This is a genomic window from Rhodococcus sp. NPDC057014 (genome assembly GCF_042673295.1).
In the GTDB taxonomy this organism is placed as follows: Bacteria; Actinomycetota; Actinomycetes; order Mycobacteriales; family Mycobacteriaceae; genus Rhodococcus_F.
Map to the genome: position 1 here is coordinate 1 of NZ_JBHUSF010000115.1, position 24,518 is coordinate 24,518.

Annotated in this window: 23 protein-coding genes; 13 read left to right on the top strand and 10 right to left on the bottom strand. The window is 66.6% G+C overall.

The features are described 5' to 3' along the window. The 4 genes from ACFTZB_RS22110 to ACFTZB_RS22125 form a co-directional block, all read right to left on the bottom strand. Window positions 1-1,845 (bottom strand): APC family permease (locus tag ACFTZB_RS22110; protein WP_378434063.1); only part of this gene is annotated, 1,845 nt, incomplete at its 3' end. Window positions 1,846-2,269: 424 nt separating this feature from the next. Next, window positions 2,270-3,421, bottom strand: a complete 1,152-nt coding sequence (locus tag ACFTZB_RS22115; protein WP_378434064.1) for an NAD(P)/FAD-dependent oxidoreductase — start codon at window positions 3,419-3,421, stop codon at window positions 2,270-2,272. Between the two features lie 25 nt (window positions 3,422-3,446). Next, a complete protein-coding gene (gene pruA, locus ACFTZB_RS22120) occupies window positions 3,447-5,075 on the bottom strand; it encodes an L-glutamate gamma-semialdehyde dehydrogenase (RefSeq protein ID WP_378434065.1) in 1,629 nt (542 codons plus the stop codon). A 117-nt stretch (window positions 5,076-5,192) separates the two neighbouring features. Beyond that, a complete protein-coding gene (locus ACFTZB_RS22125; RefSeq protein WP_378434066.1) occupies window positions 5,193-5,921 on the bottom strand; it encodes a FadR/GntR family transcriptional regulator in 729 nt (242 codons plus the stop codon). A 232-nt stretch (window positions 5,922-6,153) separates the two neighbouring features. On the opposite strand from ACFTZB_RS22125, the gene ACFTZB_RS22130 reads away from it, so the two are divergent. From ACFTZB_RS22130 to ACFTZB_RS22165, 8 genes are all read left to right on the top strand, one after another. Continuing rightward, entirely contained in the window at window positions 6,154-7,608 is a 1,455-nt protein-coding gene (locus tag ACFTZB_RS22130) for an AMP-binding protein (protein WP_378434067.1), read from the top strand. Window positions 7,609-7,645: 37 nt separating this feature from the next. Further along, window positions 7,646-8,713, top strand: coding sequence for an isocitrate/isopropylmalate family dehydrogenase (locus tag ACFTZB_RS22135; RefSeq protein WP_378434068.1), 1,068 nt, complete (start codon window positions 7,646-7,648; stop codon window positions 8,711-8,713). A gap of 102 nt (window positions 8,714-8,815) precedes the next feature. Next, a complete protein-coding gene (locus ACFTZB_RS22140) occupies window positions 8,816-9,952 on the top strand; it encodes an acyl-CoA dehydrogenase family protein (RefSeq protein WP_378434069.1) in 1,137 nt (378 codons plus the stop codon). 29 nt (window positions 9,953-9,981) lie between these two features. Continuing rightward, window positions 9,982-10,872 (top strand): amidohydrolase family protein, encoded by an 891-nt coding sequence (locus tag ACFTZB_RS22145; protein WP_378434070.1) that lies wholly within the window; start codon window positions 9,982-9,984, stop codon window positions 10,870-10,872. A gap of 12 nt (window positions 10,873-10,884) precedes the next feature. Then, window positions 10,885-11,331, top strand: a complete 447-nt coding sequence (locus tag ACFTZB_RS22150) for a VOC family protein (protein ID WP_378434071.1) — start codon at window positions 10,885-10,887, stop codon at window positions 11,329-11,331. A gap of 113 nt (window positions 11,332-11,444) precedes the next feature. Beyond that, window positions 11,445-12,248: an NAD(P)H-dependent oxidoreductase gene (locus ACFTZB_RS22155; RefSeq protein ID WP_378434072.1), complete on the top strand. Its 804-nt coding sequence runs from the start codon at window positions 11,445-11,447 to the stop codon at window positions 12,246-12,248. Window positions 12,249-12,255: 7 nt separating this feature from the next. After that, window positions 12,256-12,702, top strand: a complete 447-nt coding sequence (locus tag ACFTZB_RS22160; RefSeq protein ID WP_378434073.1) for a VOC family protein — start codon at window positions 12,256-12,258, stop codon at window positions 12,700-12,702. Continuing rightward, a complete protein-coding gene (locus ACFTZB_RS22165) occupies window positions 12,689-13,678 on the top strand; it encodes a DMT family transporter (RefSeq protein WP_378434074.1) in 990 nt (329 codons plus the stop codon). The genes ACFTZB_RS22160 and ACFTZB_RS22165 overlap by 14 nt, the downstream gene beginning before the upstream one ends. Before the next feature lie 32 nt (window positions 13,679-13,710). Here the strand turns inward: ACFTZB_RS22165 and proC are convergent, their stop codons facing one another. The 3 genes from proC to ACFTZB_RS22180 all read right to left on the bottom strand — a co-directional run bounded on the left by proC (window position 13,711) and on the right by ACFTZB_RS22180 (window position 16,256). Continuing rightward, window positions 13,711-14,679, bottom strand: coding sequence for a pyrroline-5-carboxylate reductase (gene proC, locus ACFTZB_RS22170; RefSeq protein WP_378434075.1), 969 nt, complete (start codon window positions 14,677-14,679; stop codon window positions 13,711-13,713). After that, complete coding sequence (locus ACFTZB_RS22175) at window positions 14,640-15,518, bottom strand: NAD(P)-binding domain-containing protein (protein WP_378434076.1); 879 nt, start codon at window positions 15,516-15,518, stop codon at window positions 14,640-14,642. The genes proC and ACFTZB_RS22175 overlap by 40 nt, the downstream gene beginning before the upstream one ends. A gap of 285 nt (window positions 15,519-15,803) precedes the next feature. Further along, window positions 15,804-16,256, bottom strand: coding sequence for an Lrp/AsnC family transcriptional regulator (locus tag ACFTZB_RS22180; protein ID WP_378434077.1), 453 nt, complete (start codon window positions 16,254-16,256; stop codon window positions 15,804-15,806). A gap of 134 nt (window positions 16,257-16,390) precedes the next feature. Between ACFTZB_RS22180 and ACFTZB_RS22185 the strand changes: the two genes are divergently transcribed. After that, window positions 16,391-17,011: a LysE family translocator gene (locus tag ACFTZB_RS22185; protein ID WP_378434078.1), complete on the top strand. Its 621-nt coding sequence runs from the start codon at window positions 16,391-16,393 to the stop codon at window positions 17,009-17,011. Window positions 17,012-17,021: 10 nt separating this feature from the next. Here ACFTZB_RS22185 and ACFTZB_RS22190 read toward each other — a convergent pair whose 3' ends face one another. From ACFTZB_RS22190 to ACFTZB_RS22200, 3 genes are read right to left on the bottom strand one after another with little or no spacing between them, the layout of a single operon-like run. Beyond that, a complete protein-coding gene (locus ACFTZB_RS22190; protein WP_378434079.1) occupies window positions 17,022-18,020 on the bottom strand; it encodes an MBL fold metallo-hydrolase in 999 nt (332 codons plus the stop codon). Window positions 18,021-18,025: 5 nt separating this feature from the next. Next, window positions 18,026-18,808: an enoyl-CoA hydratase/isomerase family protein gene (locus ACFTZB_RS22195; RefSeq protein ID WP_378434080.1), complete on the bottom strand. Its 783-nt coding sequence runs from the start codon at window positions 18,806-18,808 to the stop codon at window positions 18,026-18,028. Between the two features lie 55 nt (window positions 18,809-18,863). Continuing rightward, window positions 18,864-20,480, bottom strand: coding sequence for an AMP-binding protein (locus ACFTZB_RS22200; RefSeq protein ID WP_378434081.1), 1,617 nt, complete (start codon window positions 20,478-20,480; stop codon window positions 18,864-18,866). A 167-nt stretch (window positions 20,481-20,647) separates the two neighbouring features. Between ACFTZB_RS22200 and ACFTZB_RS22205 the strand changes: the two genes are divergently transcribed. The 4 genes from ACFTZB_RS22205 to ACFTZB_RS22220 form a co-directional block, all read left to right on the top strand. Next, complete coding sequence (locus tag ACFTZB_RS22205; protein WP_378434084.1) at window positions 20,648-21,499, top strand: response regulator transcription factor; 852 nt, start codon at window positions 20,648-20,650, stop codon at window positions 21,497-21,499. Between the two features lie 174 nt (window positions 21,500-21,673). Continuing rightward, entirely contained in the window at window positions 21,674-23,032 is a 1,359-nt protein-coding gene (locus ACFTZB_RS22210) for an MFS transporter (protein WP_378434082.1), read from the top strand. 51 nt (window positions 23,033-23,083) lie between these two features. After that, the gene (locus ACFTZB_RS22215) at window positions 23,084-23,881 is read left to right on the top strand and encodes an amidohydrolase family protein (protein ID WP_378434085.1); all 798 of its coding nucleotides are present in this window, start codon (window positions 23,084-23,086) and stop codon (window positions 23,879-23,881) included. 27 nt (window positions 23,882-23,908) lie between these two features. Further along, a partial coding sequence (locus ACFTZB_RS22220; RefSeq protein WP_378434083.1) for an NAD(P)H-dependent flavin oxidoreductase occupies window positions 23,909-24,518 on the top strand: 610 nt, incomplete at its 3' end.

Sequence of the window (24,518 nt, forward strand, 5' to 3'; positions counted from 1 at the left end):
CACCGGGACGACGTCGTCTTCGAGGTGATTTTCCCGCACTTCGTCGGTCTGGAAGCCGGAGGCAACCGACCAGTAGTAGCCTGCGAGGCCTGCGACCGTCACCGGGATGAGGTCCCAGCCTTCACCGAAGACGGGGTGGTCGAGCGGTCCGTAGCTTCCGTAGAAAGACAGGAAGAGCACGGCCATCAACAACGTGACGAACCAGGTCGACCGGGAAACATGCACGCGGCCAACGGTATTACTCATCAGGTAGAGGACGATCCCGCCGACGGCGAGCACGGCCGTGCAGGCCACCAGATAGGCGGGGGTATCCCAGGCTCCCTCGCGCTGGCCGCCGCTGACCGTCATGAACCATCCACCCTGCCAGCTCACGAAGCCCCACGCCGCGAGGAATACTGCGGACCAGCTGTACGCGCGAGCGCGGGTGATCCAGTTCTGTCGTACGGCGATGTATGCGACGTATGCCGGAGTGCCAGCGAAGACCACGATGGCCAGGTTGAGGACGGTCGAGAACCCGGCGACGTACACCAGAATGAGGGTTGCCACGAAGCTGGCCGGCGCCCACAATCCGGCATTTCGGAGGCGGAAGGGACGCGGCAGGTCCGGAGCGGTTCGGCGCAGAACCATCATGCTGGAGCTGCCGACGAGGTAGCTCAGCAGCAGAGCCACCGACACGATGGAGACGAGGCGGTACCAGCTCGGCAGCGGGAGAAGGAACAGGCAGGACACAGCGAAGGAGACGAGCAGCGATATCCACGGCACGGCGAATCGGTTCAGTCGCTGCAACAGCGACGGTGCCATGCCGTGCTCGGACAGTGCGTAGGTCGACCGGGTGGCACTGCCGAGGAACACCCACCCGGTCGCGGCCGGGGAGACGATCGCATCGATCAGGAGCAGGGTGCCGAATCCGCCGAATCCGGCGGCGATGAGGGCCTGGAACAGTGGTGCCGATGCCCAGTCACTCGACAGCAGCGATCCCCATTGACCCGGTGCCAGGCCGGCGGCGGTCCAGTCCAGCGCGCCGATGAACGCAACCTGGAGCAGCACGTAGACGACCATCGGAATGAGGATGGACGCGGCGATGGCGATCGGGATGTTGCGCTGCGGGTTCTTGCATTCGCCGCCGAAGTCGAGGACCTGGCGGAAGCCGAGGTAAGCGAATGCGATACCGGTGGCGGGGATTGCGTGGAGGACGCCGTCGAAGCCCATCGCGAAGAATCCGGTCTCGGTGAAGTTGGAACTGCGGAACGCGGTGAACAGCAGGATGAAGGTCAGCGTCGGGATCGCAATCTTCCACAACGTGATCCACCGGTTCGCTTCACTGAGCATTTTGATGCCGAAGATGTTGAGGACGGTGAAGACGGCGAGGATGGCGACACCGGCGAGGATGCCCCTCGGCCAGGTCAGGATCTCGAGCCCGTCGACCTCGTGCATCAACCCGAGCTCGGGCCAGTTGCTGCTGACGTAGGTCAGCACCGCCTGCGCCTCGAGGGTAGTAACCGCGACGGTGGCGATCCAGTACGCGCCGCCGACCAGCCAGCCGGTCATCATGCCGTGCGACAGACTCGGGTACCGGACCGGCCCACCCGAGCGGGGGAGCATGGCGCCCAGTTCCATCCAGGGCATCGCGATGACACCGAAAAGTAGCGCCGCGAGTACCCAGGACAAGACTGCGGCCGGTCCTGCAGCCCCTGCGGCGGACAGAACGGCGAACAACCACCCGGAGCCGATCTGCGCGCTCACACCGAGGAAGATCAAGTTGGTCAGGGACATCGAGCGCGTCAATTTCTCCGACGACGCTCCCGGGGCGGCAGTGCCGCCCGATGATGCGGATGAAAGTGCCATGAGATTCCTGTTTCGTGATCAGCGGCGCCGGCAGTTTCTTCGGCACATGAGCGCTGAGGGGGAGGGGAGGGCGGGTGCCCTGCATCCGGATGTCTTCGAAATCCACAGCGCCGGAGGAGGACAGCTCGAAGATTACAGGGAATTGGTGACGGGGAACACAGTCACCGGAGAGCGTTCACCTCGGGTGACGGCAGCGCGTACATTCGCTTATCACCGGTGCCGGAAATGTTTTCGGCCAGGAACTGTGCCGGGATAAGGTGCACGGGCAGAAAGGGATCCGGGTGCCCTGCTACTTGGACGGACGGGCCACCCTGGGAGGAACGAGGTTACTCCCAGACCAGAGGAAGGCAGCGAGTGCGTCATTGAACTCGCAGCCTTCCCCTGATTTTTCGGGGTTGGGCGGGAAGCGGTACCCATGCGCCGGTCAGAAGACCAGCGACACCGAATTCTCGATGGCACCGGTCCGGAATCGGGCCAGGGACAGCTCGGACAGGTCGATGCTGGTGATCGCCCCGTCGGTGACCTGCTCGGTGACGAGCCGGCCGATCTCCGGTGCCTGGATCAGGCCGTGCCCGGAGAAGCCACATGCGTTGATCCACTGCGGTTCTCGTGGGTCGGCGCCGACGATGCCGTCGTGATCGGGGGTGTTCTCGTAGGTGCCCGCCCAGCAGGCACGGCGATCGAGCGGCAGCTCCACCAGCCAGGGGAAGCGGTCGGCGACCAGGGCCAGCAACTCCTCCATCCAGGGCCAGTCGATTGCTGTGTTGTATCCGTCGACTTCGGTGGACTTGGCGCCGGCGAAGAGCAGTCGCTGACCTTCGCTGCGCATGTACACACCCGTCGCCAGATCCACCGTCATGGGCACGTACGAGTCGAGGGCGCCCTCGGCGGTGGCGTAGACGTTGCGGCGCGAGTGCACCACGGGTACGTCGAGGCCAGCGAGAGCGGCGACGTCGCCGGCCCAACCGCCGGCAGCGTTCACGACGTGGCGGCCGGTCACCGTGCGATCACCGGCCGAGAGTGTCCACAGCTCGCCGGCCTTGTCGATTCCGTCCACCGGTGCCTTGAAGAAGACGTCGGCGCCCTTGGCGCGAGCGAGGGTGAGAAATGCGTTCGTCGCACCGTGCGGGTCGATCTGCCCATCTGCTGTCCCCCAGGTGGCACCGCCGATTCCGGTCGGGTCGAAGGGAGTGATCTTCTGGGCCCGGTCGACGTCGAGGACCTCGACCGGGACACCGTGGGCGCGTTGGAGCTCGACTGCCGCGAGCTGGCGTTCCCAGTTCGCTTCCGGCACCAGGAACAGGTACCCGTTGGGCTGGTATCCGACGTCGAGGCCGTACCGGTCCTGGAAATCCCGGTAGAAGCGGATGCTGCGCCAGGACAGCTCGGTGTTGAGGTCGTCGGCCCACTGGGCGCGGACCGAGGCGAAGGAGAGCCCGGTGCTGCCCTCGGCGGCACCGGCCTTGGCCTCGAGCACGGCGACCCTATGCCCCTGCTGGGCCAGGTGGTGCGCACAGCTGGCACCGATGATGCCGGCTCCGACGACCACGACGTCGTACACGGTTGGGTTGGTCATCACGTTTCCTGTCGTGGATCGGACGTTACTTCTCGAGGTGGGGGTAGCGGTAGTCCGTCACCCTCGAGTGGTTTTCCTTCGTGGTCCGCGGGCTGGCGAAGCGGATCAGGTTCCACACCGTGCCGGCCTTGTCGTTGGTGCCCGACGCGCGCGCACCACCGAACGGCTGCTGGCCGACGACGGAGCCGGTGGGCTTGTCGTTGACGTAGAAGTTGCCCGCCGTGTACCGCAGGGCGGCGTCGGCTTCCTCCACCGCGCGGCGGTCTTCGGCGAAGACGGCACCGGTCAGGCCGTACGGCGTGGACGTGTCGACCAGGCGCAGCACGTCGTTCCAGTCGGAGTCCTCGTACACATAGGTCGTCAGGACCGGAGCGAAAATCTCCTCGGTGATGAGCGGCGAATGCGGGTCGGTAACCTCGAGGATGGTGGGGTCGACGAACCAGCCGACGCTGTCGTCGGTGTTACCGCCGACGACCACGGCCTTTTCGGCGCGGGCACGGGCGAGGATCTCGGCGTGCTTGGCGTGCTGGCGGCCGTTGATGACGGCGCCGACGTAGACCTCGGGGTCGGTGGGGTCGCCGACTCTGATCTGTTCGGTCAGCGCGACCAGCCGCTCCTTCAGGCGCGGCCAGAGGCTGCGCGGCACGTACAGGCGGGAGGCGGCCGAGCACTTCTGCCCCTGGAACTCGTAGGCGCCGCGGATGCAGGCGACAGCCAACGCGTCGAGGTCGGCGCTCGGGTGGGCGAGGATGAAGTCCTTGCCACCGGTCTCGCCGACCACGCGCGGGTAGTTGCGGTAGGTGGCCACGTTCTTGCCGACCTCCTGCCACATGTGCTGGAAGGTTCCGGTGGACCCGGTGAAGTGCACGGCAGCGAGGTGCTCGTTGCTCAGGGCGGTGGGGCCGATGTCGCTGCCGGTGCCGTAGACGACATTGATGACACCGTCCGGAAGACCGGCTTCACGCAGCAACTGCAGGGACAGGTGGGCGACGAGCGACGCGCTCTCGGCCGGCTTCCACACCACGGTGTTGCCCAGCACTGCGGGCCCGAACGCAAGGTTGTTCATGCACGTGAAGTTGAACGGGGTGACCGCGAAGACGAAGCCCTCCAGGGGCCGGTATTCGACCCGGTTCCACGCACCGGCCTGTGAGCCGGGCTGCGTCTCGTACATGTCGAGCATGTTCTTGACGTTGGCGCGGATGAAATCGACTGTCTCACAGGCGGCGTCGATGTCGGCCTGGTAGGTGGTCTTGGACAGCTCGAGCATCGTCGCGGCGTTGAGCTTGGCCCGCCAGGGGCCGTGCTCGAGCATGTCGGCGGCTTTGAGGAAAGGGGCGACCCGTTCCTCCCAGGGCAGGGTTCCCCACCATCGAGCCGCCTCGAGCGAGGCGTCGATCGCGGCCTGGGTCTCGGACGGGCCGGCCAGGTCGAGCTCACCGAGCTTCTGCGAGTGGTTGTGCGGCGCCTGGATGGCCATGGTGCGGCCGGTGCGGACCTCCTTTCCGGCGATGTTGCTCGCGACCTGGAAGTCGGTGCCGCGGATCTCGTCGAGCGCGGCGGCGATCTCCGCGCGCTCGGTCGAGTCGGCAGCGAACGCGTAGGGATCGGTGGGGCCGATGGGAAAGAGGCCGGTACGGCCGGCGGAAATGTTCATCAATCGTCTCCAGAGGGGGTGGTCGATGGTCTGACCAACGGTCCCACAGTGGTGCGAGTGAGTCAATGCACAGCAATTAACGGTTTGTTACGGCGGCCACCAAGTTTGTTAACGGCGTTATGAGCGCCAGCGACGCAGATGCCCTGCCATGGCCGCGCGAGCACCGTCACCGTCACGTGCAATGACCTTGGTGAGCAGCTCGATCACTTCGTCCCGCAGCAACTCCGGACTCGACGCGCTCGGCTCGACCTGAGCGAAGCTACGGGCGAGTGCGTCGTGGATGCCCGCCGAGATCGCCACACGGACGGCATTGTGGGACAGCCTCGGCAGCAGTTCGTGGACGGTCAGATCCAGGGCGCGCACCCGGTCCCAGTCGGTCGAGCCGGAGGAGCCCAGTTCGCGCACCTCGTCGAGGATCTTCTGCAGGCCCGCCATCTCGTCGTCCGTGGCCCGCCGGGCCGCCAGCTCCGCATTTTCCTGCTCGAAGTCGATGCGGTAGTCGGTGAGGTCCTCCTCGGACACGGACTCGAACGCGAGGAGCATCGCCAACGCCGAGCCCATCAGGCCCGGGTCCGGGGGGTTGAAGAATGCGCCACCGCTGCCACCGAGACGTATGGTGATCAGCCCATGCGCCTCGAGTGTGCGCAGAGACTCACGGACCGTGGTCCGGCTGACCTGCAGCAACCGGGCCAACTCCCGTTCGCTCGGAAGCTTCTCCCCCGGGGCCACCCCGCCGGTCAGCAGAATCTCGCGAAGCTTGGCGACCACGTCGTCCACTGACGTCGTGCGGACCGCGGGTGAGAGCAGCGACTCGAAGTCGGCGCCGAAGGGAGAGGCTGTGGACATGGCGTATGTGTATCACAGCGACGCCCGAGGTCATCAGCCCCAGCGGGGCATGTCGACCGGCACGAGACATAAGTTTCGCTTACCGCTGACGCTAGCTGAGGGCCGTTCTCTTATCTGAATCCGTGGGCGACCATCGACTGTGCAACCAGCTCCAGGGAGCGACCTACCACCGCCCGCGGCCAGACCGTTCGCGGTGTGACGACGCCCTGCCCTCCAGCCCGGAAGAGACGACATGAGCACAACGAACCTCGCCCAACTCCTTCTGCAGCGGTCATCGGATCGACCCGATCTCCGGGTGGGCACCGTCGACGACCAGATCCTTCTGTCCGACGCGGTCCGCATCGCCGCCGCAGGTGCGCAGGAACTGCAGGAACTGGGCATTCGGCGTGATCAGCGATTGGCCATCGTCGCGAACAACTCCACCGAATACATGCTGGTGTGGATGGCGTGTCTGCTCTCGGGCACCCCGGTGGCCCTGGTGAATCCCACGTATCCGCCGGAACTGCTCGCGCAGATGCTCGAGCGCCTGGATCCCGCCGCCGTGTTCACCGACCTCGACACTCTCCCCGCGACGTTGCGCACCTTCCCGCTGTCGACGATTCGGGAGTGGGCACCGGTCGACCCGCAGTCCAGCCCCGGCCTCGACGCTGCACCGTCGGACCTCGCCTCCTTCATGCACACCTCCGGAACCACCGGGCTGCCGAAGTTCTGCGCCCAGACCCACGAGTACTTCCTGCGGTTGGGTTCGGCGATGGCCGAAGCCCTCGACCTGCAGGCAGGCGACCGGATGCTCGCTCCGCTGCCACTGTTCCACATCAATCCGATGGGGTACGGCATCATCGGGGCCCTGTGCGCCGGCGCCGACGCCCTGACAGTCCGGAAGTTCTCGGCCAGCGGCTTCTGGCCGGCTGTCCGCGAACACGGGGTGACCGCGCTGGCGCTGCACGCACCGCCCGTCGAAATCCTCAAGCGCGCCACGACGACCGCCGATTCCGGTGAACACAGCGTCCGCACCATGTTCTACGCCGACCGGGAATTCATGTCCCGCTTCGGCATTCCCGTCGCCGTATCGGGATACGGCTCCACCGAGGCAGCCGGAGTGAGCCACCTGCACCGCTGGTCACTCGCCGATGAATCCGAGATCCCCCCCAACGCCAGTCGATTCGGCGGACAGACCCGCTCCGACGTCGAGGACCGCCTCGACGACGACGGTCAGATCTACGTACGCGAGAACGCGCCGAACACCCTGTTCGCCGGGTACTTCCGGGACGGCGCCGTCGACCCGAGCCGCGACGAGGACGGCTGGTTCGCCACGGGCGACCTCGGCCGTCGCGACGACCAGGGCGGCCTGGTGTTCCTCGAGCGGGCGGCCGAAAGCATCCGTGTCAAAGGCGAGTTCGTGCCCATCCCGTACGTCGAGGAACGACTCGGCACGATCGACGCTCTCACCGACCTCGCATTGTGGAAGAAGCCCGGCGAGCTGGTCGACGACGACGTCGTCCTCTACGTGGTCGCCGACAGCGTGCCGCTCGAGTCCATCCGCGATGCCGTCGCCGATCTGCCGGTGTTCATGCGCCCCGCGCACATTGCGCGTGTGGCGACGATTCCCCGCGACGCCGCCGCCGGCAAGGTTCAGCGTCGGCTTCTGCACGAGCAGCAGGTCCTGTCCTGGACCGCGATGTCCTGACGGCCTACGATCCTCCCTCCGCGAAAGGACGCACCCCATGACGGTCATCGCAGTTCTGCCCGGCGACGGGATCGGCAGCGAGATCCTCGACGGGCCGCTCGAGTTTCTCCGCCGGCTCGCCGCCGCCGGAGCTCCGATCACGCTGACCGAGCCGTTGCCCTACGGCACCGCCGGTTGGCAGGCGACCGGTTCGATCCTTCCCGAGGAGACCATCGAGGCGTGCCGCAGTGCCGATGTCGTGCTCAGCGGGGCCGTCGGAACGCATCCCGGGGTCACCGCCGAGGAGTGCCCCAATCCGGAGGCGGCGCTGATTTCCCTCCGCAACCTGTTCGACCTGCGGGTCAGTGTCCGCACCGTATGGGTTCCACAGCTGAGCGAGGATGTCACCATCGTCCGCAACATCACCGGCGGCGCGTACGCCGATCCCAGCCAGCGCGAGGAGAGCGACGGTGTCAGCGCCGCGGTCGACCAGCTCCGGCTCCTGCCCGCTCGTGTGGGCGAGGTAGTGGAGATGGCGGCCGGGTTGACCGGAGATGCTCCCGGGCGCCGGTACATCAGCGTCGACAAGGCCAGCGTCTTCGCGACCTCGCGGCTGTGGCGTGCCACTGCCATGCAGGTCGCCGACCGGACCGGGGTGGCGTTCGATCACGTCAACGTCGATCGCGCGGCCTACGAACTGGTCAGTTATCCACAGCTGCCCGCTGTGATCGCCACGGAGGGCATTTTCGGCGACATTCTCTCCGATATCGTCTGCGCCCGGGCCGGCTCCCCCGCCCTGTGCGGATCCGCCACCATCAACCCCGACCGGAACTTCGGGTCGGGCGTCACCGCACTGTTCGAGCCGGCGCACGGATCCTCACCACACCGGACCGGCACCCGCCGGTCCAACCCGACGGGTGCCTGGCTCGCGCTGGCAGCGCTGCTCGACTGGTGCCCGGACCTGCGGCCCCTGGGCCAGGCAACCAGGATCCGTTCCGCGCTCGAGGTGGTCCACAGGTCGGGTGTGCGCACCTACGACCTCGCCACACCCGAGCAGGAACTCGTCGACATGGACGGCTACAACGCCCGGATTCTCGACGAACTACAAGCCCTCCAGCCTGCCTGAGGGTTCGGGGCGCGGGGCCGCCCCGGTGAACCGTCCCGGCCACCCATCCGACATCAACCCTGACTCATCACCGATACCGAGATCACGAGCAAAGGCCGAACCATGAGTTTCTGGAGATACCTGGTCGACGAGAAGATCGCCGCCCCCGCACGCCAATTCAGCGACGACGTCGTCAAACCCGTCGCCGACGAGATCGACCACCAGGATGTGTATCCGGTGGACCTGGTCGGGCGGACCGCGAAGCTGGGCTGGAACGCGATGACCCTGCCGACCCGGTACGGCGGCCAGGGCGAGTCGATGGAGAACGCCCTCGGGGTCTTCGAGGAACTCGGAGCCGGGTCGGCGAGCCTGGGAGTCTCACTGATCACGATCCTGCAGAGCAGCAAGATCATCGAGCTCTACGGCCGCGACAGCCTGAAGGAACGGGTCCTGCCGCGATACGCGCAAGGCCTGCGCGCCTCCTACGCGCTGACCGAGCGCGGGCACGGCAGCGACATCCGCACCCTCGACACCAAAGCCCGCGGCAACGAGCGCGACGGGTGGGTGTTGAACGGGGAGAAGGCGTTCATTACCTCCGGGTCGCGGGCCGAGTTCTTCGTCGTGCTGGCCGAGACCCCGGTCGGGGTGTCCACGTTCGCGGTCGATCGCAACGCACCCGGTGTCAGTACCCGACAGACCCGGGAAGCGCAGACCTTCGGGCTGCGCAACGGCCCGCATGTCAACCTCGTCCTCGACGACGTCGAGATCCCCGGCGACGCTCTGATCGGTGTGGAAGGCAACGGGCTGCGGCAGGCCCTGGTCACCTTGTCGAACAGCCGCACCCTCGCGGCGGGGATTTCACTGGGCATCGCCCGCGCTGCGTTCGACGACGCATTCGCGTACGTGCGCACCCGGCCCGCGTTCGACGGCAACGTGATCGACTTCCAGGGCATCCAATGGTATTTCGCCCAGGCTGCCGCGGAGATCGATGCCGCTCGACTGGTGACGTATCAGGCCGCCCGCGACCTCGACTCCGGCGGGGACTACCAGCGGTCCTCGTCCGCGGCGAAACTGCTTGCCGCCGAACTCGCCACGAAGGTCGCCAGCATGGCCGTGCAGGTCTGCGGGGCGACCGGCACGCAGGAGACGTCGCCGTTCGGGCGCTACTTCCGCGATGCCAAGGCCTACGAGGTGGCCGGCGGCTCGTCCGAGGTCCTGAAGAACACCATCGCAAAGACTCTGATCAAGTCGGCCCGCTGACCGGACGCCGAGAGCGAGGATAGACACCCATGGATTTCGGAACGGACAAAGTCGACCAGGTGTGCCCGGCGCCGGACCCGGCCCCGCACGCGCCGCGACGGTTCACCCTGCCTGCCGGGGCGGTGGATACCCACGCGCACGTCGTGGGGCACACCTTCGTCCCCGAGCGCAGCTACACCCCGCCACCGGCGTCGACCGAGCAGTACCTGTCGATGCTCGACGCCGTCGGCACCACCTACGGGGTGCTGGTCCAGATCAGCGTGCACGGCACGGACAACACGGAGATGCTCGACGCCGTCGAGGGGGCCCGTGACCGGCTGCGCGCGGTCGCCGTGGTCGCACCCGACGTCGACGACCGCACGCTCGCCCATTTGCAGGATTCGGGCGTCGTGGGGTTGCGGCTCAACACGTTGTCGGGCGGCGGCATCGGCCTCGACCAACTCGCCCGGTACGACGCCATTTGCGCGGAGATGGGCTGGCATCTGCAGTTCCTCACCAACACAAGGCATCTCGCCGCCGCGGCTGCGGACCTGCGCACGCTGACCGTACCCTACGTGGTCGATCACATGGGCGACTTCGACGTCGCCGCCGGTGTCGACGCACCCGAATGGACACAGTTTCTGACACTGATGGCAGACGGCGCGTGGACCAAGCTGTCCGGGGCGTTCCGGATGGCGCGAGCGGCGGACTATTCCGACACGATTCCGTTCGCGCAGAGCCTGATCGAGGCCGCACCCGACCGCTGTGTATGGGGTTCGGACTGGCCACACGTCGGGTTCTGGGGACAGATGCCCAACGTCGGCACCCTTCTGGATCTGCTCCCCGACTGGGCACCGGACCCGGTGACCCGCGAGGCAATCCTCACCACCAACGCCCACCGGCTGTACGGATTCACCCACGCCTGTGCACCGTTCACCTGAAAGGGACACCACATGACTCCACCATTCGACGCTGTGCACCACGTCTGCATCGTCGTGCCCGACATCGACGCTGCGATTGCGTTCTACGAGAAGGTCGGCATCGGCGGATGGCAGAATTTCCCGCCGCTCAGCGCATTCACCGACCTCGACGTACCGGACCGGGACGCCTTCCTGGACCTGAACTACAAGTACACCGACGCTCTCGGACTCCAGCTGCAACTGTGTGAGCCTGGCCCCGGCAACTCGCCGCAGCGACAATTCCTCGACCGCACCGGCGGCGGAGTCTTCCACATCGGTTTCGTCGTCGACGACGTCGACAAGGGGACCGAGGCCGCTCGCGCTGTCGGACTCGAACCGTGGATGTACGGGCGCCGCCCCGACTCGACCGGATTCACCTACCTGCAGACACCGTCGTCGGCCGGAGTGACCCTCGAGATCCGGCAGAGTCCGAACTCCTGACGAACCGGCCCGGCCGCCCCAAGCGCCGGGCCGGTTCGCTTGACCTCGTCACGACCAGCATGAGATCGTTGGTCAGACCATCGACCACCCTTCCCTGTCGAGAGAGACAACCGATGAACATTCTCGTGGTCTTCGCGCACCCCGAGCGCCGCTCGTTCTGCGGTGCCCTCAAGGACACCGCGGTCCGGACCCTGACCGACCTCGGACACGAGGTGACCGTTTCCGACCTCTACGCCATGAAGTGGATCGCCGAGCTGGACAGCCAGGACTTCACCGGTGAGCGAGTCGATGCCGACTACCTGGATCTTTCCCGCGAACAGGAGCATGCCTTCGCCACGCGGACGCAGGCGTTCGACATCGAGCAGGAACAGCGCAAGGTGGCCGAGGCCGATCTGATCCTCTTCCACTTCCCGGTGTGGTGGTTCTCGATGCCGGCCATTCTGAAGGGGTGGGTGGACCGAGTGTTCGCCCGAGGCTTCGCCTACTCGGCCGGCCGCAAGTACGGCAAGGGTCACTTTCTCGGAAAGAAGGCGATGATCTGCCTGACAACCGGGACCGATTCGACGCTGTACGAGCCGAACGGCATCGACGGCGACCTGCTCCATGTGTTGTGGCCCATCCACAACGGAATCCTCGCCTACACCGGCTTCACCGTACTGCCGCCGTTCGCGGCCTGGATGCCCGGCCGGGTCAGCGCCGACGAGCGGCAGGGCTACCTGGACGGATATGCCCGCTGCCTGACGGCCATCGAGGAGGCCGAACCGTTGTTCTTCCACCCCTGGGAGGACTACGACGAAACCCAACGTCTCAAGCCCGGCATCAAGGCCCGCTCCGGCATCCAGTGGAACCCACGCGCCGGCCAGACATTCGAGCAGGCCGCACACGAGTACGACCAGCGCGTGGCGACAGAAAGGTAATCGCCCCATGACCAGCGAATTCCAGAACCTGCATCACGTCTGCGTCGTCGTGGCAGACATGGACCGGGCCGTGGCCTATTACGAGTCCCTCGGGATCGGCCCCTGGCACCCGTTTCCGTCGCTCGAGGCGTTCCGCCCCGACCTGCAGGCCCCCGATGTCGACGACTTCATGAAGCTCGAGTACCGGTACGCCGAACTCGGCAACGTGCAACTACAGCTGTGCTGCCCGCCCGAGGGCAACACGCTGCAACGCCGGTTCCTCGACGAACACGGCGAAGGGGTATTCCACCTCGGATTCTCCGTCCCCGACGTCGACGCGGCCGAAGCCCGAGTCACCGCCGCCGGCCCGTCCCCGAAGTTGCGGGGCCGGTTGCCCACCGGAGCCGGCTTCACCTACTTCGATACCGACACCGCTGGCGCGGGAGTCACCCTGCAAGTCCGTGCTGCTCGCTAACCGCCGAGACCAAACCCGGCATCTCCCTCCCACCCTCCAACTCGGCCTCGGGGCGGCAGCCCTCGCCGGCTCGGGGATCTTCATCGCCCTCGCCTCCGTGTCGACCGCCACGACGATTCTGGTCCGGTACCTGATCGCGGTCCCGATTCTCGCGGTCCTCGCCTGGCACGACTACCGCAAGCACGGCCCGCTGCCACGACGGGTGCTGACCGTGCAACTGGTCGCCGGTGTCTTGTTGGGTGGGGACATGGCGTTGTGGGCGCAATCGGTCGCCCTCGTCGGAGCGGGTGTCTCCAGCGTCCTGGTCAACATCCAGGTGATCGTCGCGCCCGTGCTGGGGCTGTGCATCACGGGCAAACGGCCGTCGAAGGCCTACGTCGTCGCGGTCCCGTTCCTGCTGTGCGGAGTAGCGCTCACCAGTGGTATCGCACAACCCACGGCCGACCTCCACACGATCGTGTACGGATCCGTGCTGGCCCTGGTCGCTGGGATCTGTTACGGGGCCTACGTTTTCGCCATCGGCGCTTGGTGCCCGCCGAATCGCGCTTCCTCGCAGGTATTTTGCTCGTCCGTCGTCGCGTGGGCCACCGGTACGGTGCTCGCCCTCATCTGGGATCCGGTCGATCTGTCTCCCGGGTGGGCCGCAGTGGGCTGGCTCGCCGCACTCGCGATCGTCGGACAGGTCGCCGGCTGGATCCTCGTCGGCGTGTCTCTGCCGCGCCTCACCCCCGGGGTGGGAGCCAGCATCCTGATGCTCCAACCTGTTCTCGCCGTCGTCTTGGGCGTCGTGGTCCTCGGCGAGCACCTCTCCCCCACCCAAATCGTCGGCGTAGTCATGGTTACCCTCGCCATTCGGGTGGTTGCGATGCCGCCGCGGAGGATGAAACGTCCGGTCGGCGGGGAGGAGCCCGAAGTGATCCCACACGGCGACTCGGCCCGCAGCGTGCCGGATCCCGAGGTCCGCACCCGCTCGTAGCGGCGGTGCCGCCCGAGCAGGCGGCACCCCGCTCAGCGCTGGTCAGCGGACGCCGGAGCCAGGGGTGGGCGCACGATCCCGGACAGTTCCATCGATCGGTCACGTGCCGCGGTCAATGCTCCTCGGAACGTTTGCCGAATGTCGGATTGTTCGAAGACCTCCAACGCCGCTGCCGTTGTCCCCGCCGGCGATGTCACCGCCGCCCGCAGATCGACCGGGTCGGTGTCACCGAGCATCGCCGACGAGCCGGCCAAGGTTCCGGTCACCAACCTGTCCGCCGTTGCCCGGTCCAGTCCCAGCGTCATCGCCGCGTCGATCATCATCTCCGCCACGAGGAACACGTACGCAGGGCCAGAGCCGGAAACTGCTGTGACGGCGTCGAGTTGGCCCTCGGGGACGCGCAGTACCTCACCGACAGATTCCAACACGGACTCGACCAACCGCAGATCGTGCTCGGTTGCCGCGGCGCCAGCCGCGATCGCAGTGACCGCCGCGCCCACCGTCATCGGGGTGTTCGGCATCGCGCGTACCACCGGCACCACAGAGGGAAGAAATTGCTCGATTCTCGAGGTAGCCACCCCGGCCACCACCGACACCACGACCGGACGGCGAGTGGATCCGTGCAGCGCCACTCCGAGGCCGGGCAACACGTCCTCGATCTGCTGCGGCTTCACCGCCACCACCAGAACGTCACATTCCTCGGGAAGATTTCGCATGTCGGCAACTCGTACCCCGTGCCGATGCGCGACCGCGAATGTCCGTTCCATATTGCGACCGATGACGGTGATCGATTCAGCGGACGTCCCCGCTCGACACAGTCCTGCTACGAGTGCCTCGCCGATCCGGCCGGCACCAATGACGGTTACTCTCACGCACGAAGTTTCCCACGACATACTCTGTCGCACTATGCGTCTCGGGTACCGCCTGCAGAGAAGTCCGCTTAACGGACTGGTTGAGCGTGTCAGACAGTCTCGGATGCCCGAGCCGAGTTCAACAGCCATGCGATGGTCGAAGCCACGTCACCTGCGGCGTGCTGTCCAGGGCTCTCGTCCTTCAATGCCGCTGAGGTCAGAGCGAAACGCGCCTCGGTACCGGCCAGAACCACCGACGGGCAACCCATCTCCGCAAGTTGGGCGCGGGCCCGCTCCACCTCGTGCATCCGACGCTCGGCGTGCTGAACATGGCTGGTGATCAGCATCTCCAGGAAGGGAACGAACCCGATGGTGTCGACATCGGTCAATACGTCGTAGAGATTGCTGCGGAGGCCCTGCTGCTCGGCTGCCATGAAACACTCGACGACAAGTGATTCGAGACCCTTGGTCAGGATCGTACGCAGAAGCTTGATTGCGGCGGCGTCACCCGCCCGGCCGCCGGCCATCGCCTGCACCGGCGCCCCGAACTCTGCGAACTCGGCGAGTACTTCGCCGGCCTTCTGGCCTGCAGCCAGCAACGGGGTGCGCGATCCGGTCAGCGTCACCGACCCCATGATCACGGCATCGACATACTCGATGCCGTGCGCTGCAAGGGTCGCCGAGCACTCGCGCTTGTCGTCCGGCGACGCAGTCGTCAGATCGACCACCACGGCGTGACCGGGCAGCTTTCCGATCAGAGACGTAGTAATCGCCTTCACCAGGTCTCCGGGCACACAGATCCACACCCGGTCCACGTCGCCGACGGCCTCGTCCGGCGAGAGATGGAGCGCCGCCCGAGTCTGATCGGCGACTGCGGTAGTCGCAGCCGACGGACGAGGGTCCACGAGCACGAGTTCGTAGCCGGCGGCCGCACCGGCCAGGGCATACGCACGCCCAACTTCCCCACACCCGATAATTGCAACCTTCACGACGCGTCCTACTTTCCTTAGCTTTGAGTTGCTTCGAGGATGGCACGATCAGTGGCCGATTCGGCAGACGATTTATCTTTCGCCCGCGCATGACAATGCTTATCGGTCGGCCGATTCCACGTTCGCCGAACACCACCACGCGGGTTCTCCCGAGTCGCGCCGGCGGGGACGGTGTAGTGCTACACCACTTACGCTCGAGGAGGTCGTACCGAGCGTCAGAATTCGTCTGCCGGCCGTGAGCAGTCCAGCCAGTCCCCGCCCGCGCCCACTGAACTCTCCCAGCCCTCACAGAGGCAGGGGCCGGTTGTCGGAGACGCTCTTCATGACGAGGGTGGAGCTGAGGCGTTGGACGCCGGGGAGGGTGGCCAGGCTTTCGTCGTAGAGCGCCTGGAAGCCTGGGAGGTCGCGGGTGATGACCCGCAGAAGGTAGTCGGGGTCGCCGAACAGCCGTTGAGCCTGCACGACATGGGGAATGGCAGCTACGGCCTGTTCGAATGCCTCGATGGTGTCGCGGTCGGCCGCGCGCATGGTGACGAAGACGAGCGCCTCGAATGTGAGTCCCAGCGCGTGGGCGTCGAGCTGCGCGCGGTAACCAGTGATCGCGCCGGAGCTCTCCAGTGCGCGCAGCCTCCGGGCGCAGGGCGAGATGCTGAGGCGGACCCGGTCGGCGAGTTCGGTGAGGGTGAGTCGACCATCTTGCTGGAGTTCAGCAAGGATTTTCCTGTCAACGCTGTCCATGCGGAAGATTCTTCCCCAAACGTGGGGTGTTCAGGGAATCATTGGCAACACTTTCTCCTCCATTATTTCTAGTCTTTCTTATCGGAACCGCTAGGCGTTCTGGTGTTCCGCGAGCGTGAAGGACTAGTGAGATTATGGCGATCGGTACCGTTGCCGCGTTCTGGGCGGTTTCTTTTCTGTTCGTGCTGACGCCTGGCGCGGATTGGGCGTACGCGATCGCGGCTGGGTTGCGGCATCGCACCGTGGTGCCGGCGGTCGGTGGTCTGTTGTCGGGGCACCTGGTGATGACCGCGGTGGTGGCGGCCGGCGTCGCCGCGCTGGTTTCCCGCTCGCCCTTGGTGCTGACCGCGTTGACCGGGGTCGGGGCGGCGTACTTGGTGTGGCTGGGGATCACGACGCTCGCAAAACCTTCGGCGCCGCCGCAGGCCGGTCCCGAGCAGGCACCCGAATCGTGGGTACGGCAGGCCGTCAAGGGCCTGGGGATCAGCGGGCTGAACCCGAAGGTGTTCCTGCTGTTCCTGGCTCTGCTGCCGCAGTTCAGCGACGCGGGCGCGCGGTGGCCGCTCGCGCTGCAGATTGTGCTGCTCGGTTTGGTACACACGGCCAGCTGCGCCGTCGTCTACACCGGGGTGGGTGCAGGTGCGCGGGTGGTGCTGCGCACCCGCCCCGCCGCAGCGCGGGTGGTGACCTGGATTTCCGGTGCCGCGATGATCGGAATCGGGGCCGTGCTGCTGGTCGAGCGGGTGGTCGGATAGGGCTCGTTCTTCACGGCCGCGCTGGACCTGTGGGTGCCGGGGACTGCCATTCCCAGGGGAAGGACACCGGCAGCGTTCCCGGCGTGACCGGGGTGTGCTCGGCCGCCGCATGCAGTCGCGTGTTCCGAACAACCACGGCACCACCGCGCACCATCGTCTCGACCAGTTCGGCGGCAAGCGCCTCGGGGGTGAGGCGCAGCAGCCGGGCTGCGTCGACGAGCCAAGCACGGGCATGCAGGTAGGGCTCGACCTCGGCGGCGGAGATTCCGTCACGAATCATCAATGCGAAGGCGAAGATTCGCCGAATTCCGTACCATACTGCGCCGTCCGGGTCGTCGACGAGGCGTCGCGCCCGGCGCCGTGCACTGGCCAACGCCGCGCCGGGGTCGGCGGGAATCGGTCCGTGCCCGGGCAGCAGCACCCGCGGCTGCAGGTCGGTCAGCCGGTGGAGCGACTGCAGGGCCGCGTGTGCCGCGTCGGGGCCGTCGAGGGCACTGTTGACCCAGCCGACGTCGTAGTCCGACAACGCATCTCCCACAACCAGTAGCCGTTCCTCAGGCTGCCACAACGCCAAGTGGCCCGGGGTGTGGCCGGGGGTGCGGACCACCTCCCAGTCGGCGTCACCGAGCCGGAGCACGTGCCCGTCGTCGACCGGCTCGTCGACGGTGTAGGGAGCGACCGGCTGGTCGAGGTACTCCGCGAGACAGCAGCCCGGGTCGCGACGCGCGACGGCGTCGGCGTCCGGGGCGCTGGCCGCAATGCCGGCGCCCCTCGCCTGGAGCAGCGCATTGCCTCCGACATGGTCGGCGTGCCAGTGCGTGTTCACGACTCGGGTGAGGTTGTCGCTGTGTGCCCGCACCCAGTCGGCTGTCTGCTGCGCGTGTCCGACGAAGCCGCTGTCGACGAGCGCCGCTTCCCGCCCGTCGATCAGCAGTAGGTTGGCATCGGGGAAAGGCCGCTGCTGCCAGATCACCCAGTCGGGCAACCGTTCTGCGCCATTGGTGTCCACTCCGGTCACCAGTCGGCGGGGCGGCCCTTGAGCTGTTCCCAGTACCGGCGGTGGGCACGCCGGGACGGCTCGCTCGTCATGCCGGCGGCCAGTTCCTTCCGGTCCAGTGGGTCGGACAAGTCCGCGATGTCACGCAGGGTCGGGGCCTGCAAGGCTTGCTTGGTATAGGCGTAGTTGTCGATGCAGTCCTCGGGGGTCAACTCGGCGAGGGCGACGGCCCGGTCAAGTAGTTCCTCGGCTGGCACCACCTCGTGCAGAATCCCCATTTCGTGTGCCTCGTGCACGGAGAAGATCTCCCCCTGCAGGCAGGTCCGGGATGCCACCGGCTGCCCCCAGGCGTACGCCAGCATCCGCAGATATACCGCCGGCATCGGGATCCCGATGTTGACCTCGTTGATTCCGAACCGGGCCTCGCCGGCGGCGGCGACCGTGCGATCGCACACGGCGGCGGTGATGAGACCTCCGGCGAAGGCGTGCCCGTTCACCGCGGCCACCGTCGGTCTCGGGTAGGTGAACAACCGGATATTGGTTGCCCGATAGTCCTGGAACCAGGATGCGACTGCTGCCTCGTCGCCGGCGAAGAGCCGGAAGTGCTCGGCCAGGTCCAGGCCGGCGGAGAATCGGGTGCCGGTGCCGGTCAGCACCACCGGCGACTGTGGGTGCTCGCGTTCGAGTCGATCGAAGGCGTCGTGCAGGTCGGCGAAGAAGGCGCGGTTCTGCGCGTTGACCGGGTTGGTGTTCATCGTGACGACGGCGACGCGACCGCGTCGTTCGATTGTCCAGCTCATCATGTCCTCCGTTTGGCTTGTCGTGAATGTTGTTCGAGTATGGGCGTGTTCGGGTCTACAACCCGAGGATCTGGAGAGCTTGTTCGCGCAGTTCGACCTTGCGGACCTTCCCACTGACGGTCATGGGGAACTCGTCGACGCAGTGCACGTAGCGCGGGATCTTGTAGTGCGTGAGTCGGCCCGTGCAGAACTCCCGGAGGTTGTCGGCGTCGATCTTCTCGGCGCCCTCGCGTAGCCGCAGCCACACCATCAGCTCTTCCCCGAACTTGTCGTCGGGAACGCCGATCACCTGGGAGTCGAGGATGTCGGGGTGGGTGTAGAGGAACTCCTCGATCTCCCGGGGGTAGATGTTCTCCCCGCCGCGGATCACCATGTCCTTGATGCGCCCGGTGATGGCGACGAACCCGTCCTCGTCCACGACCGCGAGGTCGCCGGTGTGGATCCAGCCGTCGGCGTCGATGGCCTTGTCGGTCTTGTCGGGTTCGTTCCAGTAGCCGAGCATCACCGAGTAGCCGCGGACACACAATTCACCGGACTGTCCCCGTGGGACGGTCTCGCCGGTCTCAGGATCGACGACCTTGACCTCTACGTGGGGGTGGGCGCGGCCGACGGTGGACACCCGCCGGTCCAGGGAGTCGTCCACCCAGGTCTGGGTGGAGGCCGGGGATGTCTCGGTCATGCCATACGCGATCGCCACTTCCGGTGCCCACGCCGTGACCTGCTTCATGATCTCCACCGGGCACGGTGAGCCTGCCATGGCTCCGGTGCGTATCGACGAGAGGTCGTATGAGCTGAAGTCGGGGACGTCGAGCATGCTGATGAACATCGTCGGCACTCCGTATACCGAGGTGCATTGCTCCTGCGCACACGCCGTCAGCGTGGCGACGGGATCGAACGACGGTGACGGAATGACGACACACGCGCCGTGCGTGCTGGCCCCGAGGTTGCCCATGACCATGCCGAAGCAGTGGTAGAACGGCACCGGCACGCAGATCCGGTCGAGTTCGGTGTAGCCGAGCAGCTCGCCGACGAAGAACCCGTTGTTGAGGATGTTGCGGTGCGAGAGGGTGACACCCTTCGGCGACCCGGTGGTTCCCGACGTGTACTGGATGTTGATCGGATCGTCCGGTGACAGGACGGCCTGCACCTCGGTGAGCCGTTCGGACGAGGCCTGATCTCCGCGGATCAACAGTGACGCCCACTCGTCGCTGCCGAAAATTACCACCCGATCGAGCCCCGGGCACCGGGGCGAAACCTCTGCGACCATCGCCTCGTAGTCGGAGGTCTTGAACGACTGGACCGCGAACATCAGCCGGATCCCCGCCTGGGTGAGGACGTATTCGAGTTCGTGGGAGCGGTATGCGGGATTGAGGTTCACCAGGATGGCACCCACCTTCGCCGCCGCGAACTGCACCAGCACCCATTCAGGGCAGTTCGGGGCCCAGATCGCAACCCTGTCCCCGGGGACGATCCCCTCCTCGAGCAGGGCAGAAGCCAGCGCATCGACGTCGGCGCGGAGACCGGCGTACGTCCACCGCCGGCCCGTGGGAACGTCGACCACCGCCTCGCGCTCGGGAAATCTCGCGGCGGTCCGGTCGAAGTTGTCGCCGATCGTCATCTCGAGCAGCGGCCGCTCGGTCGGACCGACGGTATGACTCAGCCTGATGTCCATGTGTGTTCCTCCGTTCTGGGAGGTATGTGACCCGTGAAACGAACGGAGCGGGACCCCCGAAGGTAGGTCGGGGATGTCGTACCCACCTTCGTGGGTACGACGTTGCCACGGTGTGACGGCACTCACTAGCCTCGGGATCAGATGTTTAGTTGGAGGCCGACGTGACCATGTCATTCGAAACCGATACGCCGATCGAACGGCGCATCCTCGCGCGCTCGCTGGCGACTCTCCGAAAGCACGCCGGAATGGACATGGTGTTCGGTGGGCCGGTGCATCACGGGGCAGCGGCGATGGAGATCACCGACCTGACCGGGGTCCGCACCCGCTCGGCGGTGAACCTGGTCGTCCGCAACGGTGAGGGACTCGGCGGCAAGGCGCTGATGCTCGCCCGCCCGGTGTCGGTGGCCGACTACTTCTCGGCGCAAGGCATCACCCACACCTACGACCACGCCGTGCGACCGGAGGCCATCGAAACCCTGGCCGCGCTTCCGATCATCGTCGACCGCACACCCCGGATCCTGATCTACCTGGCGGCCCGCACCCACGTGCGCCTGGGCGACCGCTGGTTCGACAGCTTCACCCCACTGGTCCGGCGGCTCGAACGCGACATCGCGGTCGAGGACGAAGTGCGGCGACGACTGAGCCTCATGCGCACCACCGAGGCCGACCGGGCGACGCTCAGTCGCGCCGACCTGTACGACATCGCTCAGGAACTGACGAACCTGGCCGACCAGATCGAGGACGAGACCCTGCGCGGCAAACTGGAGGCCGTGGGGAACCGGTTCGCGCCCGTGCTCGGGTCGGCCGGATCCCAGGAACCACCCACGCTGCTCCGGCCCCGCGAGATCGACGTGCTCGAACACGTCGCACGTGGCCTGAGCAACCGCGAGGTCGCCGAGGCCCTCGGGCTGCTGCCCAACACCGTCAAGTCTTACCTCAAGAGCGCCATGCGCAAACTGCACGCGACCAACCGCGTCCAAGCAATCCTCGCCGCCCGTGAGCGCGGACTCCTCCGCTGACGCCGGCACCAACCGCGGCCCCTGTACGTCCGTCGTGTACCCACGAAAGTAGCTGCCCGGGAGGGCAACCCACTTTTGGGGGTGTAGGACCCGATGTAACGACGCTCACACTGCTCGTCGTACCTCAGCTCCTCCGCCAGCGGGCGGATGGGCCCACCGAGCAGGAGATCTCAGATGTCCCGAACCGTCGACCCGGTAACGAGCCCACCAACCACCCCGATGCGCCGTGTCGCCATTGCCAGTTGCACCGGCACCACCATCGAGTTCTACGACTTCTTCATCTACGGCACCGCGGCAGCACTGGTCTTCCCGAAGGTCTTCTTCCCCGCCCTCGGCACCGCCGCCGGCACCGTCGCCTCCTTCGCCACGTTCGCCGTCGCGTTCGTCGCCCGGCCTCTCGGCGCCGCGATCTTCGGCCACTTCGGTGACCGGATCGGCCGCAAGAAGACACTGGTCAGCACGCTGCTGCTGATGGGGATCAGCACCGTCCTCATCGGACTGCTCCCCGGTGCCGCCACCATCGGTGTGGCCGCACCGATCGCGCTGATCGCGCTGCGGATTGCGCAGGGTCTCGCCGTCGGCGGTGAATGGGCCGGGGCAACCCTGCTGGCCACCGAATACGCCCCCACCGGCAAACGGGGCCTGTACGCGGTATTCCCGCAGCTGGGACCGTCACTGGCCTTCGCTCTGTCCAACGGCACCTTCCTGGCGGTCAACCTCTTCGTCGGCGAAACCTCTCAGGCGTTCCTCGACTACGGCTGGCGGATCCCCTTTATCGCCAGCGCACTCCTGGTGCTCATCGGCCTCTATGTCCGTCTGAAGGTGGAGGAGACACCGATGTTCGCCCGTCAGGCCACGCAGACTCGCCACACCGGCGCGGGCCCGCTCCTCGGGGTCTTCAAGAACCAGCCCCGTGAGCTGCTCGTTGCCGCCGGATCCCTGGCGATGATGTTCGCGTTCTTCTACATCGGCACCGCATACCTCACCTCGTACGGCACCGCCACCCTCGGCTTGAGCCGCACCACAGTTCTGTCCCTCGGACTCCTGGCCTCCGCCGTCTTCTGCGCAGCAATCATCCTGTCCGCCATCTACTCCGACCGAATCGGCCGCCGCAAGATGGTGCTCGCCTCCTGCATCGTGGCCATCCCCGGAGGGCTGGTGCTCTTCCCCCTCCTCGACACCGGCTCCCCGCTCGCGTTCCTCGCCAGCCTGGCCCTCGCCCTGGTCATCATGGGCGTCTCCTACGGTCCCGCGGGGGCACTGCTCCCGGAGATGTTCCACACCGAATACCGCTACACCGGCGCCGGTATGGCGTACGCGATCGCCGGCGTCATCGGCGGCGGCACCGCACCCATGCTCGCCGCGGAACTGACCTCTCGATACGGCAGCACCGCCGTCGGGTGGATGCTCGCCGGGTTCGGCCTCCTCAGCTTCGCCTGTGCCCTCGCCCTGCCCGAAACCCGGCACCGGGACATGGAGGACACCGGAACCGGCAACAGTCGGGCGGCTCACTCCATTCGCGAAACTGCTTGAGAGGGAATCACTTCGAGAGGCAACGTGTTGACCAACACAATCGACGCCTGGATGCAGCACCCGACCCAGCGATGGCTCGACATGCCGTTCCTGGACTCCCTGCGCCGCTGGTCGAAGGGAACCATCCCCGAAACCGAACCGCCGGTGTCGTGGACGATCGACCGCATGGACGAAGCCGGCGTCGAACTGGGCCTGCTCAGCGCCTGGCACGCCCCCACGGGACCGCTGATCAGCAACGACGAGGTCGGGGCCATCGTCAAACGCCACCCGGACCGCTTCCTGATGGTCGCCTCCGTCAACCTCCACCAGCCGATGCAGGCGGTGCGAGAACTGCGCCGATGCGTCGAGGAATTCGGAGCGTGCGCCCTGCGCGTCCTGCCGTGGCTGTGGGACCTGCCGCCGGACGACCGCCGGTACTACCCGCTGTACGCGGCGTGCTGCGACCTCGACATCGCCTTCTGCACGCAGATCGGGCACACCGGCCCGCTGTGCCCCTCCGAACCCGGCCGCCCGATCCCGTACCTCGACCACGTGGCCCTCGAGTTCCCCGAACTACGGATCATCGCCGGCCACATCGGAGTTCCGTGGACGGGTGAAGCCATTTCGCTGGCCACGAAGTACCCGAACGTCTACATCGACACCTCCGCGTACAAGACCTCCCGCTACCCGGCGGAGATCGTCGACTACCTCCGCGGGCACGGCCGGAACAAGGTGCTGTTCGGCTCCAACCACCCGGCCTGGCCGGCCCCCGACTGCCTGTCCGGGTTGGACAAGCTCGAGCTCGATGAAAAGACGCGTGCAGCGTTTCTGCGCGAGAACGCAATCCGCGCATTTGACCTCCCGTCCTGACCACCAAACCCACACCGAGGAACCACTTTGTTCACCAACACCTTCACCGAGACCTTCGGGATCGAACACCCCATCGTGTGCGGCGGCATGACCGCCGTCGGCACCGCCGACCTCATCAGCGCCGTCGCCAACGCCGGGGCGCTCGGATTCCTCACCGCCCTGACCCAACCGACCCCCGAGGCGCTGGTCAAGGAGATCGCCCGCTGCCGCGACCTCACCGACAAACCTTTCGGCGTCAACCTCACCATCCTGCCGACCATCCAGCCGGTGCCCTACGACGAATACCGCGACGCCATCGTCGACAGCGGCATCACCATCGTCGAAACCGCCGGGGGCAACCCGACCCCACACCTGCCCACCTTCAAAGCGGCCGGTGTCAAGGTGATCCACAAGGCGGTCTCGGTGAGGCACGCCGTCAAGGCCGAGCAACTCGGCGTCGACGCGATCAGCATCGACGGCTTCGAATGCGCCGGCCACCCCGGCGAAGACGACGTTCCCGGCCTCGTGCTGATCCCCGCTGCGGCCCGGGCACTGTCGATCCCGATCATCGCCAGCGGCGGACTCGCCACCGGCGCCGGACTTGTCGCCGCCCTCGCGCTGGGAGCGTCGGCGGTGAACATGGGCACCCGGTTCATGG